Source organism: Marinilactibacillus sp. XAAS-LB27 (assembly GCF_036039175.1).
Taxonomy (GTDB): Bacteria; Bacillota; Bacilli; order Lactobacillales; family Carnobacteriaceae_A; genus Marinilactibacillus.
The window spans coordinates 49151-64558 of record NZ_JAYXKP010000005.1 but is presented as its reverse complement, the minus strand read 5'-3'; the positions used below and the strand labels follow the sequence as shown (position 1 = coordinate 64558).

At 37.0% G+C, this 15408-nt stretch carries 14 protein-coding genes; 13 read left to right on the top strand and 1 reads right to left on the bottom strand.

The genetic code is table 11. From position 1 onward, the window contains the following. Positions 1–18 precede the first annotated feature (18 nt). The 13 genes from VXN63_RS07720 (at position 19) to VXN63_RS07660 (ending at position 15134) form a co-directional block, all read left to right on the top strand. Positions 19–1200 (top strand): CamS family sex pheromone protein, encoded by a 1182-nt coding sequence (locus VXN63_RS07720; protein ID WP_327757451.1) that lies wholly within the window; start codon positions 19–21, stop codon positions 1198–1200. A gap of 43 nt (positions 1201–1243) precedes the next feature. Continuing rightward, positions 1244–1549 carry an Asp-tRNA(Asn)/Glu-tRNA(Gln) amidotransferase subunit GatC gene (gene gatC / locus VXN63_RS07715; protein ID WP_327757450.1) on the top strand — a complete coding sequence of 102 codons (306 nt, stop codon included), beginning with the start codon at positions 1244–1246 and terminating at the stop codon, positions 1547–1549. Next, positions 1546–3015: an Asp-tRNA(Asn)/Glu-tRNA(Gln) amidotransferase subunit GatA gene (gene gatA / locus VXN63_RS07710; RefSeq protein ID WP_327757564.1), complete on the top strand. Its 1470-nt coding sequence runs from the start codon at positions 1546–1548 to the stop codon at positions 3013–3015. The genes gatC and gatA overlap by 4 nt, the downstream gene beginning before the upstream one ends. Positions 3016–3017: 2 nt before the next feature. Next, on the top strand, positions 3018–4451 hold the full coding sequence (gene gatB / locus VXN63_RS07705) for an Asp-tRNA(Asn)/Glu-tRNA(Gln) amidotransferase subunit GatB (RefSeq protein WP_327757449.1): 1434 nt from the start codon (positions 3018–3020) through the stop codon (positions 4449–4451). A gap of 41 nt (positions 4452–4492) precedes the next feature. Continuing rightward, positions 4493–5506 carry a diacylglycerol kinase family lipid kinase gene (locus VXN63_RS07700; RefSeq protein WP_327757448.1) on the top strand — a complete coding sequence of 338 codons (1014 nt, stop codon included), beginning with the start codon at positions 4493–4495 and terminating at the stop codon, positions 5504–5506. Positions 5507–5585: 79 nt separating this feature from the next. Then, positions 5586–6965, top strand: coding sequence for a 23S rRNA (uracil(1939)-C(5))-methyltransferase RlmD (gene rlmD, locus VXN63_RS07695; RefSeq protein WP_327757447.1), 1380 nt, complete (start codon positions 5586–5588; stop codon positions 6963–6965). A 260-nt stretch (positions 6966–7225) separates the two neighbouring features. Continuing rightward, entirely contained in the window at positions 7226–7969 is a 744-nt protein-coding gene (locus VXN63_RS07690) for a hypothetical protein (RefSeq protein ID WP_327757446.1), read from the top strand. Positions 7970–8015: 46 nt separating this feature from the next. Next, on the top strand, positions 8016–8846 hold the full coding sequence (locus VXN63_RS07685; RefSeq protein ID WP_327757445.1) for an exodeoxyribonuclease III: 831 nt from the start codon (positions 8016–8018) through the stop codon (positions 8844–8846). A 254-nt stretch (positions 8847–9100) separates the two neighbouring features. Then, positions 9101–9775, top strand: a complete 675-nt coding sequence (locus VXN63_RS07680) for a TIGR00266 family protein (protein WP_327757444.1) — start codon at positions 9101–9103, stop codon at positions 9773–9775. 339 nt (positions 9776–10114) lie between these two features. Beyond that, the gene (locus VXN63_RS07675) at positions 10115–12925 is read left to right on the top strand and encodes a cation-translocating P-type ATPase (RefSeq protein WP_327757443.1); all 2811 of its coding nucleotides are present in this window, start codon (positions 10115–10117) and stop codon (positions 12923–12925) included. Position 12926: 1 nt separating this feature from the next. After that, positions 12927–13577: a potassium channel family protein gene (locus VXN63_RS07670; protein ID WP_225743477.1), complete on the top strand. Its 651-nt coding sequence runs from the start codon at positions 12927–12929 to the stop codon at positions 13575–13577. A gap of 15 nt (positions 13578–13592) precedes the next feature. Further along, on the top strand, positions 13593–14252 hold the full coding sequence (locus VXN63_RS07665; RefSeq protein ID WP_327757442.1) for a potassium channel family protein: 660 nt from the start codon (positions 13593–13595) through the stop codon (positions 14250–14252). A gap of 147 nt (positions 14253–14399) precedes the next feature. Further along, the gene (locus VXN63_RS07660) at positions 14400–15134 is read left to right on the top strand and encodes an alpha/beta hydrolase (protein WP_327757441.1); all 735 of its coding nucleotides are present in this window, start codon (positions 14400–14402) and stop codon (positions 15132–15134) included. 63 nt (positions 15135–15197) lie between these two features. Here the strand turns inward: VXN63_RS07660 and VXN63_RS07655 are convergent, their stop codons facing one another. Beyond that, positions 15198–15350, bottom strand: a complete 153-nt coding sequence (locus VXN63_RS07655) for a lmo0937 family membrane protein (protein WP_225743480.1) — start codon at positions 15348–15350, stop codon at positions 15198–15200. Between the last annotated feature and the right edge of the window lie 58 nt (positions 15351–15408).

Genomic DNA, 15408 nt, shown 5'->3' with positions numbered 1-15408 from the left:
GAAAGCGAGGTAACATCTATGAATAAAAAATGGATACTGGCAAGCCTATCTGGACTAACTTTATTTCTAGCTTCCTGCAATATGCTCCCTGACCCGGCAGGGACAGAGGAGCAGCCAGTTGAACAAACTGATGAAACTGATGGGGAAGTAGCGGAAAATAATGATTCAGTTGTCGTTGAAACTAGAATCGATGATAATTATTATCGCCCGCTAATTACTGAAGAAGGCACTTATGAACCAAGCCAAAATCGCGGAATAACTAGATCTCTAAATTCAAATGTGAACATTAAAACGTTTGAAGAGGACTTAATGAGACTATCACATAAGTATTTTTCAACAGATAATCACTATTTTCAAGAAGGACAACTGCTTCCCGCGAATTTAGCTACTAGCTGGTTACGCCGTGCTGAACCACTTACTGAAGAGCAGATAGAAGAGGGAGAAACAATTCTCGGATTGAATCCAGAAGATAATGGGAATCAAGATCCTGAATCTAGAGTACCGAATTATCTAAGTTCAATTTTAGAGCAAGATTTCTATATACAAACAGATGATGGGATACAGCTTGCTGGAATCAGTATAGGGTTATCTCTAAATTCAGTAGATTATTACCGTAACGATCAGCAGCAAGAACAACAGCAAGAAATCAGTAAAGAAGATCTATTACGGGAAGGACAAAGAATTGGAAGTGAGATTGTTTCGAGAATGCGTCAACTAGAAGGCGTAGGAACTGTTCCGATTATGGTTGGACTTTATGAACAATCGACTAGAGATAATTTTGCCGGAGGGGTTTATATTTCTGAAGGTCTTAGTGAGAACGGAGCAGATTCTATCTCTAACTGGAACCAAGTCAATGAAAGTAGACTCGTATTTCCGGTAGAAGGCATGCAAAGTGCGGAAGGAAACAGTTTTGCCAATTTTAAATCCAAGGTAGAAAACTTCTTCCCTAACTTAAGTGGTATCACTGGAGTCGCGCATTACGTTGACGATAATTTGGTTAGTCTTCAAATCGAAATTGTTACGCAATTTTACGGAAAAGGTGAGATCATTGCTTTCACTCAGTATCTGAACGAAGCTGCAAATTCATACCTATCTGAAAATCTACCAATTGAAATTAAAGTAGAATCATTGAACGGTATCGAATCATTCCTGAAGCGAGATGCTGAAGAAACCGAATTCACCACACACGTCTTTAATTAATCAACTTGAACGGTATTTTATCAATCTGGAGGGAATTACCCATATGTCTATAAACGAAGAAACAGTTAAGCACGTTGCCAAACTGGCAAAGCTTGAATTTAAAGAAGAAGAGATCCATGACTTTACTGAAGGCATGGACAAAATAATCAACTTGGTAGAACAATTAGAAGATCTGGATACGACAGGTGTAGAAGGTACGTATCACGGCATCACTCATCACAGTGTCTTGCGTGAGGATAAAGCGAAGCTTGAAGTCTCAAGAGAAGACTTATTTACAAATGTTAAAACCAAACAAGATGGGTTTATCAAAGTACCCGCAATTATGGACAATGGGGAGAGTGGAGCATAATGACGATACTAGATCATACGTTAGAAGAATTACATGAACTGCTCGTCAAAGGTGAGCTAACATCGCTCCAGATCATGGAGTCTGTATACGATAGAATTGAAGAAACAGAAGCAAACGTAGGTGCTTTTCTTGCGTTAAGTAAAACAGAGGCTTTAGCTAAAGCACGAGCTATGGATGAAGCCGGAATCGATCCGAATAATATCTTAAGTGGTTTGCCTATTGGAATCAAAGACAACATCGTAACAAAAGGTGTAACCACAACAGCCGCTTCTAAAATGTTAGAAGACTTCGTGCCTGTATACGATGCAACAGTTGTTGAGAAGTTAAACGATATCGGTATGATTTCAGTTGGTAAGTTGAACATGGATGAGTTTGCCATGGGTGGATCTACAGAAAATTCTGCATTCAAAGTTACTGCTAATCCATGGGATCTTTCAAAAGTGCCAGGTGGATCTTCTGGTGGTTCAGCTGCAGCAGTTGCAGCCGGCCAAGTGCCTGTTTCACTAGGTTCAGATACTGGGGGTTCTATCAGAGAACCAGCTGCATTTACAGGAATAGTAGGAATGAAACCTACATACGGACGCGTTTCACGTTACGGTTTGATTGCTTTTGGATCAAGTCTTGACCAAATTGGACCTTTTACTAGAACAGTTAAAGACAACGCACTTGTGTTGAATGCCATTAGTGGATACGATCAGCGTGATTCTACTTCTTATGATGGAGAAACACCTGATTTCACTCAAGGAATCGATCAGGGTGTCAAAGGTATGCGTATTGGTGTTCCTAAAGAATACTTTAACGAAGATGCAAAAGAAAAAGGCGTGATTGAATCTGTTCGTGCTGCGCTGAAAACCTATGAAGAACTCGGTGCTGAAATTGTTGAAGTCAGCTTGCCGCATTCAAAATACGGAATACCAGCTTATTACATTATTGCTTCTTCAGAAGCATCAAGTAACTTACAACGATTTGATGGTATTCGATATGGATATCGTGCAGAAAACGTTCAAAATCTTGAAGAACTTTATGTGAAATCTCGTTCAGAAGGTTTCGGATTAGAAGTTAAAAGAAGAATCATGTTGGGCACATTCTCATTAAGTGCCGGTTTCTACGATGCCCATTTCAAAAAAGCAGCGCAAGCTAGAACGCTGATCCGTCAAGATTTTGAGAAAGTCTTTGAAGAAGTTGATTTCCTTGTAGCACCGACGACTACAACAACTGCCTTCAATATTGGTGGTCAAATCGAAGATCCTTTAGCAATGTATATGGCTGATATACTGACTGTCCCAGTTAACTTAGCAGGCGTGCCATCCGTTTCGATCCCTTGTGGTTTTTCTAATGAAATGCCAGTTGGAATGCAACTGATCGGAAAACATTTTGATGAACAAACACTTTATAGAGCGGCTTATGCTTTTGAACAATCAACTGATTTTCATAAGCAAAAACCACTTTTCAAGGGAGGAAAATAACTATGAATTTAGAAACAATCATTGGACTGGAAGTACATGTAGAGTTAAAAACAGATTCTAAAATGTTTTCTCCCTCACCAGCGCACTTTGGTGCTGAACCGAATACAAATACGAATGTCATTGACTGGGGTTACCCTGGAGTACTTCCAGTAGTAAATGAACGAGCGATTGAATTTGGGATGCGTGCAGCATTAGCATTGAATTGTACGATTACGCAAGATACGAAGTTCGACCGTAAAAATTACTTTTATCCAGATAATCCAAAAGCTTACCAAATCTCTCAATTCGATCGTCCTATTGGACACGATGGCTGGATTGATATTGAAGTGAACGGAAAAACAAAAAGAATTCGAATCGAACGTGTACACTTGGAAGAAGATGCCGGAAAAAACACGCATGGAACAGATGGGTACTCATACGTTGATTTGAATCGTCAAGGAACTCCATTGATCGAGATTGTTTCAGAAGCTGATATGCGTTCTCCAGAAGAGGCTTACGCTTATCTAGAAGCTTTGAAGCAAATTGTACAATTCACTGGTGTTTCAGATGTTAAAATGGAAGAAGGATCTATGCGTTGTGATGCAAATATTTCTTTAAGACCATTTGGACAAGAAGCGTTTGGCACAAAAGCGGAACTGAAAAACTTGAACTCATTTAACTATGTTCGCAAAGGATTAGTTTACGAAGTTGAACGTCAAGAAAAAGTTTTGATGGCCGGCGGTGAATTACAACAAGAGACAAGAAGATATGATGAGTCTACTGGAAACACGCTTTTGATGCGTGTCAAAGAAGGTTCAAGTGATTATCGTTATTTCCCAGAACCAGATATTCCAAGATTAATCATTGAAGATGAATGGGTGGAATCGGTGCGTAATGCTCTGCCAGAAATGCCAAAAGAAAGAAGAGCTCGTTACGTAAGTGAATTAAGTATTCCAGAATACGATGCGGAAGTTCTGACTTCTTCAAGAGAGTTATCTGATTTCTTTGATCAGACATTATCTTTTGAGGCAGATGCTAAGCAAGCTTCTAACTGGTTAATGGGAGAAGTTTCTGCATACTTGAATAGTGAAAAACTGGGAATCGATGAAACTGCTTTAACACCAAAAGCGTTGGCTGAAATGATCCATTTAATAGCAGATGGAACAATCTCTTCGAAAATCGCTAAAAAAGTCTTCCGTGAGCTGATTGTTAACGGAAGTGATAACGTAGAGTCATTGGTAGAAGAAAAAGGTTGGGCGCAGTTAAGTGATCCAAGTAAACTACTACCAGTTATCAATGAGATTTTAGATCAAAATGAACAATCGATTGAAGATTATAAGAATGGTAGAGATCGTGCTATCGGATTCCTTGTAGGACAGATTATGAAACAAACACGTGGTCAAGCTAATCCGGGTGTCGTGAACCAACTGCTAAAAGAAGAAATTGAAAAACGATAAACATTGAGTATTAAAAATGTTTATAGGGGGAACTCTTAGATATGAGAAAAAGAGCAAGGATTATCTACAATCCAACATCAGGAAGAGAACAAGTGAAAAGGTCTCTTCCCGATATTCTCAAAGTTTATGAAGATTTTGGTTATGACACAAGTGCTTACTGTACAACTACTGAACCTTTATCTGCTCAGAAAGAGGCCAAACGATGCGCTGACGAACAATTCGATCTTGTAATTGCCGCTGGTGGAGATGGAACAATCAACGAAGTCATTAACGGGATTGCCGTAGCTGAAAAACGCCCTAAAGTTGCCATCATTCCAGCTGGAACGACGAACGACTATGCGAGAGCGCTGCACGTTCCTAGAGGTAATCTGGTAGCTGCTGCAAAAGTGATTGAAAAAGATCAGTCTGTATTTATGGATATTGGTAAAGTAAGTACAGCTTCAGAAGAACGCTTTTTCATGAATATTGGTGCAGCTGGCTTTCTTTCTGAAGTATCTTATGAAGTTCCTGCTAATATGAAATCTTTATTTGGTTCACTGGCTTACTTTGCAAAAGGGGCAGAATTACTTCCTAGAATAGGTAAAGTCCCTGTTCGGGTAGAATATGATGATGGAGTTTACGAAGGACAAGCGTCTATGGTATTTGTTGCTTTGACGAACTCTGTAGGTGGATTTGAAGAAATCGCTCCTGATAAAACGTTAGGAGACGGCAAATTTACACTGATTATTGTGAAAGCAACAAACCTTGTTGAAATCATGAGATTGGTTACATTGCTGATGAATGATGGAAAACATATTAATAGTCCAAATATCGTGTATACTAAAACAAGTAAAGTGGTTACTGAAACAATCGGTGACCGTAAACTTATGATCAATATTGATGGTGAGTATGGTGGAGATGCGCCAGCTACATTTATCAATTATCGACAACATATTGAAATGGTTGGAGATATTGATGGAATGAAACTGGACATTGATACACGAGATGCTACAATGGAAGAGAAGGAAACTGACTTTATCAAACAAGTGTCTGAACTGGAAGAGCAAAGTCAGTAAAATGATGATGTGAAGCGTACAGTATCTTAGATCTGTACGCTTTTATACTATATGTAAGAATTAAAAAGGAGTATTCATTTTGAATAAAAAGAAATTTACAGCACCTGTATTAAAGAACAAAGATTACACAGCAACGGTTGAAGATCTGACACACGAGGGATTTGGCGTAGTTAAAATCGATAATTTCCCTGTGTTTGTAGAAGGCGCTTTGCCGGAAGAAGAAGTGACATTCAAAGTCGTAAAAATTGGTAAGAAATTTGCCTTTGGTAAATTAATGGAAGTCTTGACTTCTAGCCCAGACCGCGTTGAAATTTTGGACAAAGTTTATGCTCAGACAGGCACTATGCCACTACAACACTTATCTTATGATGCACAACTTAGATTCAAAAAAGATCAAGTCGTTCGCGTATTTGAACGAATTGCTAAATTACCAGAAGTTCCAATAGCAGACGTTATCGGTATGGATGAACCTTATGGTTATAGAAATAAAGCGCAGATTCCAGTTCGTAAAATTGATGGGAAGATGGAAACAGGATTTTTCAGAAAAAATAGTCACGATCTAATTCCATTAGAAGATTTTGTGATTCAAGATCCTAAAATCGATGAAGCTGTTGTTATTGTGCGCGACATTTTGAAGAGATTCCATATTAAACCTTATGATGAAATTAACCATAAAGGTGATATCCGTCATATTCTTGTAAGAAGAGGACACTATACTGGAGAAGTAATGGTTGTATTAGTTACTCGTACAAGTGATCTTTCTAGAGAAAATGAAATTATTGAAGCAATCAAAGAAAAATTACCAGAACTAGTTAGTTTAATTCAAAATATTAATCCTGATAAAACAAATGTAATTTTGGGAAGAGATCACCGTGTATTATATGGAGAAGATGGTTATCACGATACATTGCTAGGAGATACGTACTTTATTTCTCATGAATCTTTCTATCAAATTAATCCTGTTCAAACTCAGATTCTTTACCAAACAGCCATTGATTTCGCTGAACTGACTGGAGAAGAAACGGTAATCGATGCTTATTGTGGTATTGGAACATTAACTTTAGGTTTAGCTAAAAAAGCGAAACATGTTTATGGACTTGAAATCGTTAATACAGCTATCAAAAATGCCAACCGTAATGTTCAAGTAAACGATGTAGAGAATGTTTCCTTCAAAGTCGGTGCTGCTGAAGAGTTGATGGTAGAATGGAATAACCGTAATGACAGCGTAGATGTTCTTGTTGTAGATCCGCCAAGAAAAGGTCTAGCTAAAGAATTTGTGGATGCAGTACTTGTTATGAAACCTAAGAAAATGGTTTATGTCAGTTGTAACCCTGCAACCTTAGCAAGAGACTTAAAACTACTGCATGAAGGTGGATACGAAATCGTACAAGCTCAACCAGTAGATTTATTCCCACAAACGCATCATATAGAGACAGTTGTTCAATTGCGCAGAAAATAAACTCAGTAAGTCAAACTACTGTGATTCGGTAACTAAGCGAATCACAGTAGTTTTTTTAGTATTCAATAAGTAAATAGCCTTTTGTTGAAACCATTCATTTTAAAAGATTAAAACCAATTGTTTAGTGACAAATTTTCTTATTAAAGGTTAAAGCAAAATTGTGTAGAGACCCATAGATACGGTATAATGGCTTCAGTTTTTAAAATAGAGTAACTACGAGTTCATTCATTCAAAAGCTTGTACTGAATTAAGTAAGGAGAGTGGAAGTAACGAGAAGAACGAGAGATATTTTTTATATTAGTGCAAATAGTATTAAGCAATATTATATCTATTACGGCATGGAATTTCATGAATTTATTAGACACGTCCCTAGTGAGCTTGATAATATATTAGTAACAGATGGAAAATACACAACAAATGACTATAATAGGAATATGCTTTTAGAAACAGCTAAGGGTAAAAAAGGAATAGATGAGCTTTCAAAAGAGGATATTTATGGTTTAGGAAATTTCCATTGGATTGATTATGATAGTGAAGGTCGTCTAGATCATTGTACACCTCAAGAAAAAGCAGAAATACTTTACTTATCTCATTTCGGACAGCCGATGCATTCTCCATTTTTTGACCGTTTAAATAATCAATTCGTTTATCTTGCCCACGATGACGGGTGGTTCTGCAAATTGTACTGTAAAGAAATGGCGGTCTTTAAAGAAATAATCGCTAATAAAATGGTCGCTGAATTTTCTACCAATAAGAGAAGAAAAATCTATCCAATGAATGACAGTATAAAAAGTCAGCTTCTAGACTTAACGAATCAAGGACTATTAATAGATTTTTCTAACATTTACAGGGATAATAAAGAAATCAGTCTTCACTATTATGTGGTTGGTCACTATCAGAATATGGATGATATGTATCATGATCTTGAACGAAACAAGCAGATAGCAGAAATAAAAGGGTATATTGAGCATAAGAATAAGAAGTGGGCGATTTATCAGCAATGAATATCTGTAAAAAGTTACGAATAAAAAGATTTAAAGGAGAATAACAGTGAAATTAATTACATGGAATATGGATTCATTAAATGCGACGTTGACGAGTGATTCAGCAAGAGCCGTATTATCAAGAGTCGTTTTAAATACAATAATAGAACAGGAACCAGATGTTATTGCGATACAGGAAACAAAATTACCGAGAACAGGACCATCTAAAAAACATGCAGAAATATTAAAGGGTTTTTTCCCGAATTACGACTATGTCTGGCGCATTTCAGAAGAACCTGCGAGAAAAAGTTACGCTGGAACTATGTTTTTATATAAAGATTATTTAAATCCTATAGTGACGTATCCCAAAATTGATGCACCGGATACAATGGATGTAGAAGGTCGTATGATTACTTTAGAATTTGATACATTTTATGTTACTCAAGTTTACACTCCAAATTCTGGCTCAGAACTTGTTCGTCTGAAAGAGCGTCAAATGTGGGACGAACAATACGCAGCATACTTAGCTGGTTTGGATGAAAAGAAACCAGTTCTCGCTACAGGAGACTTCAATGTGGCACATAAAGAAATCGATTTGGCAAATCCAAACAACAACCGTCGATCAGCTGGATTCACAGATGAGGAGCGAGAGGGCTTTACAAGGCTTTTAGATAAAGGATTCACAGACACCTTCCGCTATTTACATGGAGATGTAATCGGTCAGTACTCATGGTGGAATCAGCGTGTAAAGACAAGTAAAGTGAACAACTCAGGCTGGAGAATTGACTACTGGTTAGTTAGTAATAGATTAGCTGAAAAAGTTCAGAAATCTGATATTATTGATTCTGGAATACGTCAAGATCACACACCACTGTTACTTGAAATAGAGTTAGACTGATCAACTACACAAGGTTAGAACGACTAAGTTTACTTTGAAATCTATTTAAGTAAAGAGATTGGGTTAAAGATACTGTTTATTAAATACAACAGTCGTAGGTTGGTTAACTTATGATTGTTGTATTTTTTTATTCCTCGAACAATAGTTAAATTATATTTATGAGCGTAGATTTGTATTCGTTTAAATATAGATTGTAAAGGGTTAGTCTAAAGGCTATAATGACCTCAATCGACTAAAAGAAGGAGAATAGAATAATGAAATTTAAGATTGAAGGGAACTATCCAGCGCTCAGATGTACGCTAGATCGTGGAGAGACAATGATAACGAGTTCAGGCAATATGTCTTGGATGACACAAGGATTTGAACTCGAAACTTCAAGCCGAGGAGGACTTTTTAAAGGATTTACTCGAGCAATAACGGGAGAAGGTATGTTTCAAAACATTTATAGAGCGGTAAATGATCAACAAGAAATTGTTTTTTCGGCATCATTACCGGGAGAAATTGTTCATATTGAAATGAACGGACAGATTATTATGGCTCAGAAAAGTGCCTTTTTGGCGTCTACTGAATACGTGAATTTTGAAGTAGCACTAACTAAAAAGTTTTCAGCTGGTTTGATGGGCGGAGAAGGGTTTGTTTTGCAAAAATTCTCAGGTAAAGGAGATTTATTTTTAGAAGCGGATGGTTCTCTGATTGACTATCAGTTAAAGCATGGGGAAGTTTTGTTAGTTGATCAGGGACATGTATTCATGTTCGATGAAAGTATTACATATTCTATTGAAACGGTGAAAGGCTTAAAAAACTTGATGTTCGGAGGAGAAGGAGCCTTTCTGGTCAAGCTTGTTGGACCCGGTAAAGTGACCTTACAGACGATGCCCATTAGTACGCTTGCTTCACAAATCATTCCTTACGTTCCTTCTAGTAATTAAATGATTTACTTAAGAAGATAATAATTTTAATGTGAAAAATTGAATGAATCAATGAGTTTCTCTATCCCAAAAATTATTGGAGTGGAGAAATTTTTTTGTCGTTAAATATGCAAAAAGATCATCATAATAAGATGCTTAAACCCAGAAAGTGAACGATAGAGATTATTGCGATTAAAAAGAAGGGGGATTGATTCTGATAGCGATACCAACGTTGCTGTTATAATTGTTATGGATAGTAAGATTAAGTTGCTTTTACCATTTTTAGGACTATAATAATGATAGAATTTAAAGGTCTTAATTTAATTTTATATTAAATTGATTCAAGAGAGGAAAATAAACATGAATAATGCTAAAAATAGTGAGCAAAGTACATTAGCGTCATTACAATCGGATGATGTTTTTGAAGCTTTAGATACCCGAAAAGGAGGATTGAGTGCAGAAGAGATTCAAGAAAAACGAGAAATGTTTGGATTCAACAAGATAGACGAACCAGAAGGAGAATCCGTCTTCATTCAATTCATCAGACATTTTATTAGTTTAATGGCTGTTTTACTATGGGTAGGTGGTACAGTAGCCTTCTTTTTCACTGATACTCCGCAACTTGGAATCGCTATTTGGTTAGTCAATGTCATTAATGGGTTATTCAGTTTTTTCCAAGAAAGTAAAGCTAGTAAAGCAACAGATGCCCTCAAAAAAATGTTATCTTCTTATGCACGAGTCGTTAGAAACAATAGTGAACAGCAAATTCTAACTGAAGAATTAGTTCCTGGAGATGTCTTGATGGTAGAAGAAGGAGACAAAATAGCTGCAGACGCTAGATTGATTTCTTCCAACGACTTGCAAGTCAACCAGTCCGCACTTACGGGAGAGTCTAACCCCGTTAGGCGAAACGAACTGCCTATTAGTCCGGAAGATTTATCTAGTTTCGAATACAAAAATATGATTTTTGCAGGAACGACTGTCTCCAGTGGTAGTGGTACAGCAGTGGTTACCAAAACAGCTATGAATACAGAATTTGGTAAAATTGCCAAATTAACACAAAGTCTTGGAGATGAAAAAAGTCCTTTACAAAAAGATTTAGATAAATTAACCAAACAGATTTCTATTATTGCCATTTCAGTTGGAGTTTTATTTTTCCTAGCAGCTATTTTATTCGTTGAACAACCGGTTGCTCAAGCATTTGTTTTCTCGCTAGGGATGATCGTAGCCTTCATACCAGAAGGATTACTTCCAACAGTTACGCTATCTTTAGCTATGGCGGTACAGCGAATGGCGAAGGAACATGCATTGGTTAAAAAACTTTCTTCCGTTGAAGCACTAGGCTCTACATCTGTCATTTGTTCAGACAAAACAGGTACGTTGACTCAAAATGAAATGACAGTCAATCATGTATGGTTGCCTACTCAAGAATTCGAAGTGACTGGACTAGGATATGCTCCCGAAGGCGAAATCCAGGCAGATGGAACAAGCATTGATGCTAATAACCATGCAGATCTGAAGTTGATTCTGTCCGCTGCTGCGTTATGTAGTAATGCTAGAATCTTACCTCCAAATGAAGAAAATCCGAGATATACAGTATTAGGAGATCCTACAGAGGCATGCTTAGGGGTAGCGGCAGAAAAAGCTGGATTAGTCCCTGAAGCAATTGAAAGCCAAGCAATGAGATTGCGAGAGTTGCCATTTGATTCAACAAGAAAAAGAATGTCAACGATTCACCAATTGACAAAACCATTAGATGGGGCTAAAAAAATCGCTTATGCTAAAGGTGCGCCTAAAGAAACAGTTGATTTGTGTACAACTATTCGTGTTGATGGGAAAGTTATTCCACTTGATGAAGAACAGAGAATCAGTATTATGGAAGCAAATGACCAATATGCTAGACAAGGTTTGCGGGTATTAGCTATTGCTTATCGCGATCTATCCAAAGCTGAAAATCTTCCTAGAGCAATGAGTGAATATACACCAGAACTTATTGAACAAGATATGGTATTTATCGGGCTTGTCGTCATGGCAGACCCTCCCAGAGAAGAAGTAGCGGCTGCGGTAGAAAAATGTCGTGAAGCCGATATTCGAATCATCATGATCACAGGGGATTATGGCCTGACTGCTGAAAGTATTGCAAAACGTATTGGTATTGTAAAAGGAGAACATCCACGGGTCATTACAGGAACTGAACTTGAGAAAATGACAGATGAATCATTGAAGGAAGCATTATCCGATGAAGTGATTTTTGCGCGTGTTGCACCGGATCAGAAATATCGTGTCGTAGTCAATCTTCAAGAGTTAGGAAACGTTGTAGCTGTTACAGGAGATGGTGTAAACGATGCACCTGCACTTAAAAAAGCAGATATTGGTGTGGCCATGGGAATTACTGGAACAGATGTAGCGAAAGAATCTGCGGATATGATTTTAACAGATGATAATTTTTCATCAATCGTGCGAGCAGTAGAAGAGGGTAGAGCGGTCTACGACAATATTCAAAAATTTTTACTTTATATCTTCAATAGTAATATGTCTGAAGCTGTTCCATCAGCAGCGTTTCTACTATCTAGAGGAATGATTCCTTTACCGTTAACGATCATGCAAATTCTTGCGATCGATTTAGGAACGGATTTAATCCCTGCTTTAGGATTAGGAACAGAATTGCCAGAACCAACAGTTATGCAAAGACCACCTCGTCCAAAACATGCAACACTATTAAATCGTAAAATTTTAATCAAAGCATTTTTATGGTATGGCATTATCGCTTCTGCTATTGCGATGGGTGCATATTTCTATGTAAACCTTATTCACGGAAATGCCTTTGCTAACTTAGCAGATTCAGGATTGATCTACCGTCAAGCAACTACGATGACGCTTGGAGCGATTATTTTTTGTCAAATAGGCGCAGCATTTAATAGTAGAACTGAAACGCAATCTGTGTTTTCCATAGGATTGTTCAGCAATAAGTTAATCAATAACGGGATTATTTTTGAAGTCTTTTTACTGATTATCTTGGCTTATGTTCCTTTATTCCACGGTCTATTTAATACAGCACCATTAGCTATGCTTGACTGGATATTTTTGATTTTATGCCCAATTCCAGTAGTTGGCCTAGAAGAAGCGCGTAAATATTATATAAGACATAAAAATAAAAAGGAGGCGGCATAAAATGAAAATTATTATAGTAGGTGCAGGAAGGTTAGGATCTAATTTAGCATTAGAGTTATTGAATGATGGAGAAGATGTAACAGTTATTAGTGATTCACAAGAAAAAATCAGTAAATTCGATAGAGACTTCTCTGGGAAGATTATTTTTGGGAAAGAATTTGATAAAGATATTTTAGAAGAGGCTGGAATTGAAACAGCCGATAGTTTGATTTCCTGTACTGAAAGTGATGAGACGAATGCATTAGTTGCCAGAATTGCACGTATACATTATAAGGTTCCAAAAGTTATTGCGCGACTATATGATAAGCGGAAAGTTGCCATTTACAATGCCCTAGGAATACAGGTCATAGCAACAACAGAATGGGGGATTTCACGAACAAAAGAACTACTGACTTTCAACAAAATAGATACCATAATGAGTATAGGAAATACACCAGTAGATATTGTGAAAGTTGCTGCACCAGCGCTCTTAAATGGAAAAACATTAAGAGATGCTTTTCCTATCAATGAACTGAAAGTATTTGCAATTAGTCGAAATAACGAATCGTTTGTACCTTCAAATCATACAGTTATTGAACAAGGAGATATTATTTATTTTTCGGTACTATCAAAATCACTTGGAGAAGTCAGTAGAATACTTGACATACATTAAGGGGGTGCAGAGAATATGAAAGTAATCGTAATAGGTGGCGGACAAGTGGGTGCTTACGTAGCGAGAATTATGGTTGAAGCACAAAATGATGTCTGCATTATTGATAATAGAGAAAAAGTCATTCAATACAATCAGCAAGAATTCAAAGAGGAACAAATTATCTATGGCGATGGCGCTGATCCAAAAATTCTTGAAAGAGCTGGGATTTATGAAGCAGATGTTGTAGCGGCAGTAACAGGAGCAGATGAAATTAATTTAGTAGCCTCTACAATCGCAAAGTTTGAATTCGGAATAGAAAAGGTTATTGCACGAGTGAACAATCCTAAAAATGAGTGGCTATTCACTCGAGATATGGGGGTTGATATTCCTATTAGTCAGGCTAATCTGCTTGCACGTGTGATTTCAAACCAAATTGATATGAACAATATGATTACACTCATGAAGCTGAATGATAAAAATGCTTCTATTGTTGAAGTTACAGTAAACACGGGTTCAAAAGCCGATGGTGCCACAGTGAAAGATATTGTTATTTCCGATAATATTGTACTGATTGCTGTACAAAGGGGCAATGAGAATATGATTGTGCGAGGAGAAACGGTATTCCAAGCTGGAGACCATATCTTTGCTTATACAGATGCAGAAGAAGATCAGACGCTTTATAATTTAACGAGATAACAAGTGAAAATCAAAAAAATAAATCGTAAAATGAACAGTGCAGAGTCCTACTGCTTGTTCATTTTTTTTTGTGAAATCTAAAAAGACAAAAATAAAAATAGGTGTTATGATATAAGAGTTGAATTTACTATAGAAAGAAGTCGTTATATGAAAAATTGGATAAAAGATCATTGGAAGAAGATCATTGTTTCTTTTCTACTGATTATCTTACTCATTATTGGTGGAATCCTCACTTATGTTCAAAGCGCCACTTATTCTGCCATGCCTGAAGCAGTAGCTATACTTGAAGACGAAGCCGTTCAGACTGATGGAAATACGATTGTGATAGAACCTGATGAAGCACTCGGAAATGTTGTATTATATCAAGGAGGTTTTGTTGAGAAAGAAGCTTACTTGCCATTAGCTAAAGCATTAAGTGAAAAAGGATACCGTGTTTTTATACCGCAAATGCCTTTGAATCTTGCCATATTAGGCGTTAATCGTTTTGAAGACATTGTAGAAGCATATCCTTCTGAATTGCCTTGGTGGATTGGCGGACATTCTTTGGGAGGAACTAGCGCTTTACTTTACGCGGTTGATCACCTAAATGAGATAGATGGCGCATTTCTACTAGCTTCTTATCCTAGCGATGGAGCGGATTTGTCACAAGCTGATATACCGGTCGTGTCGTTCTTCGCAACGAATGATGAAGTCATTAATCAGGAACGATATGAAGAGTCTAAAGCTCTTCTTCCAGAACAAACGGAGTACGAGGTTATAGAAGGCGGAAACCACTCTAATTTTGGATATTATGGTTTTCAAAAAGGAGATGGAGAAAGCACGAATACTCGTGAACAACAGTTGGATCAAGTTGTAGATTATTTTCAAGAAGTAGCAGAATAAGAACAATATAAAAAGACATAGATCCTAGGACCTATGTCTTTTTATATTGTTCAGATAGTTAATCTACCTGGTTTTATTTTTACGACCAGTAATCATATTGTAGATGAAAACAAGTAGTGCGACGACTAATAAAATATGTACGAGTCCGCCGGCTATTTCAAATACTAGACCTAATACCCAGAATAATAATAGCAAACCAATTAAAGTCCAAATCATGAATAACAACTCCTTTGTGATTTATTATATTAAGTATAACAGGTTAGAAGTGAAATCA

Excerpts from the sequence above, each read along its gene's own strand:
- gatB (WP_327757449.1), top strand. The coding sequence starts at position 3,018 with ATGAATTTAGAAACAATCATTGGACTGGAAGTACATGTAGAGTTAAAA.
- VXN63_RS07680 (WP_327757444.1), top strand. The coding sequence starts at position 9,101 with ATGAAATTTAAGATTGAAGGGAACTATCCAGCGCTCAGATGTACGCTA.
- VXN63_RS07700 (WP_327757448.1), top strand. The coding sequence starts at position 4,493 with ATGAGAAAAAGAGCAAGGATTATCTACAATCCAACATCAGGAAGAGAA.
- VXN63_RS07665 (WP_327757442.1), top strand. The coding sequence starts at position 13,593 with ATGAAAGTAATCGTAATAGGTGGCGGACAAGTGGGTGCTTACGTAGCG.
- VXN63_RS07720 (WP_327757451.1), top strand. The coding sequence starts at position 19 with ATGAATAAAAAATGGATACTGGCAAGCCTATCTGGACTAACTTTATTT.
- gatC (WP_327757450.1), top strand. The coding sequence starts at position 1,244 with ATGTCTATAAACGAAGAAACAGTTAAGCACGTTGCCAAACTGGCAAAG.
- VXN63_RS07670 (WP_225743477.1), top strand. The coding sequence starts at position 12,927 with ATGAAAATTATTATAGTAGGTGCAGGAAGGTTAGGATCTAATTTAGCA.
- VXN63_RS07675 (WP_327757443.1), top strand. The coding sequence starts at position 10,115 with ATGAATAATGCTAAAAATAGTGAGCAAAGTACATTAGCGTCATTACAA.
- VXN63_RS07660 (WP_327757441.1), top strand. The coding sequence starts at position 14,400 with ATGAAAAATTGGATAAAAGATCATTGGAAGAAGATCATTGTTTCTTTT.
- VXN63_RS07655 (WP_225743480.1), bottom strand. The coding sequence starts at position 15,350 with ATGATTTGGACTTTAATTGGTTTGCTATTATTATTCTGGGTATTAGGT.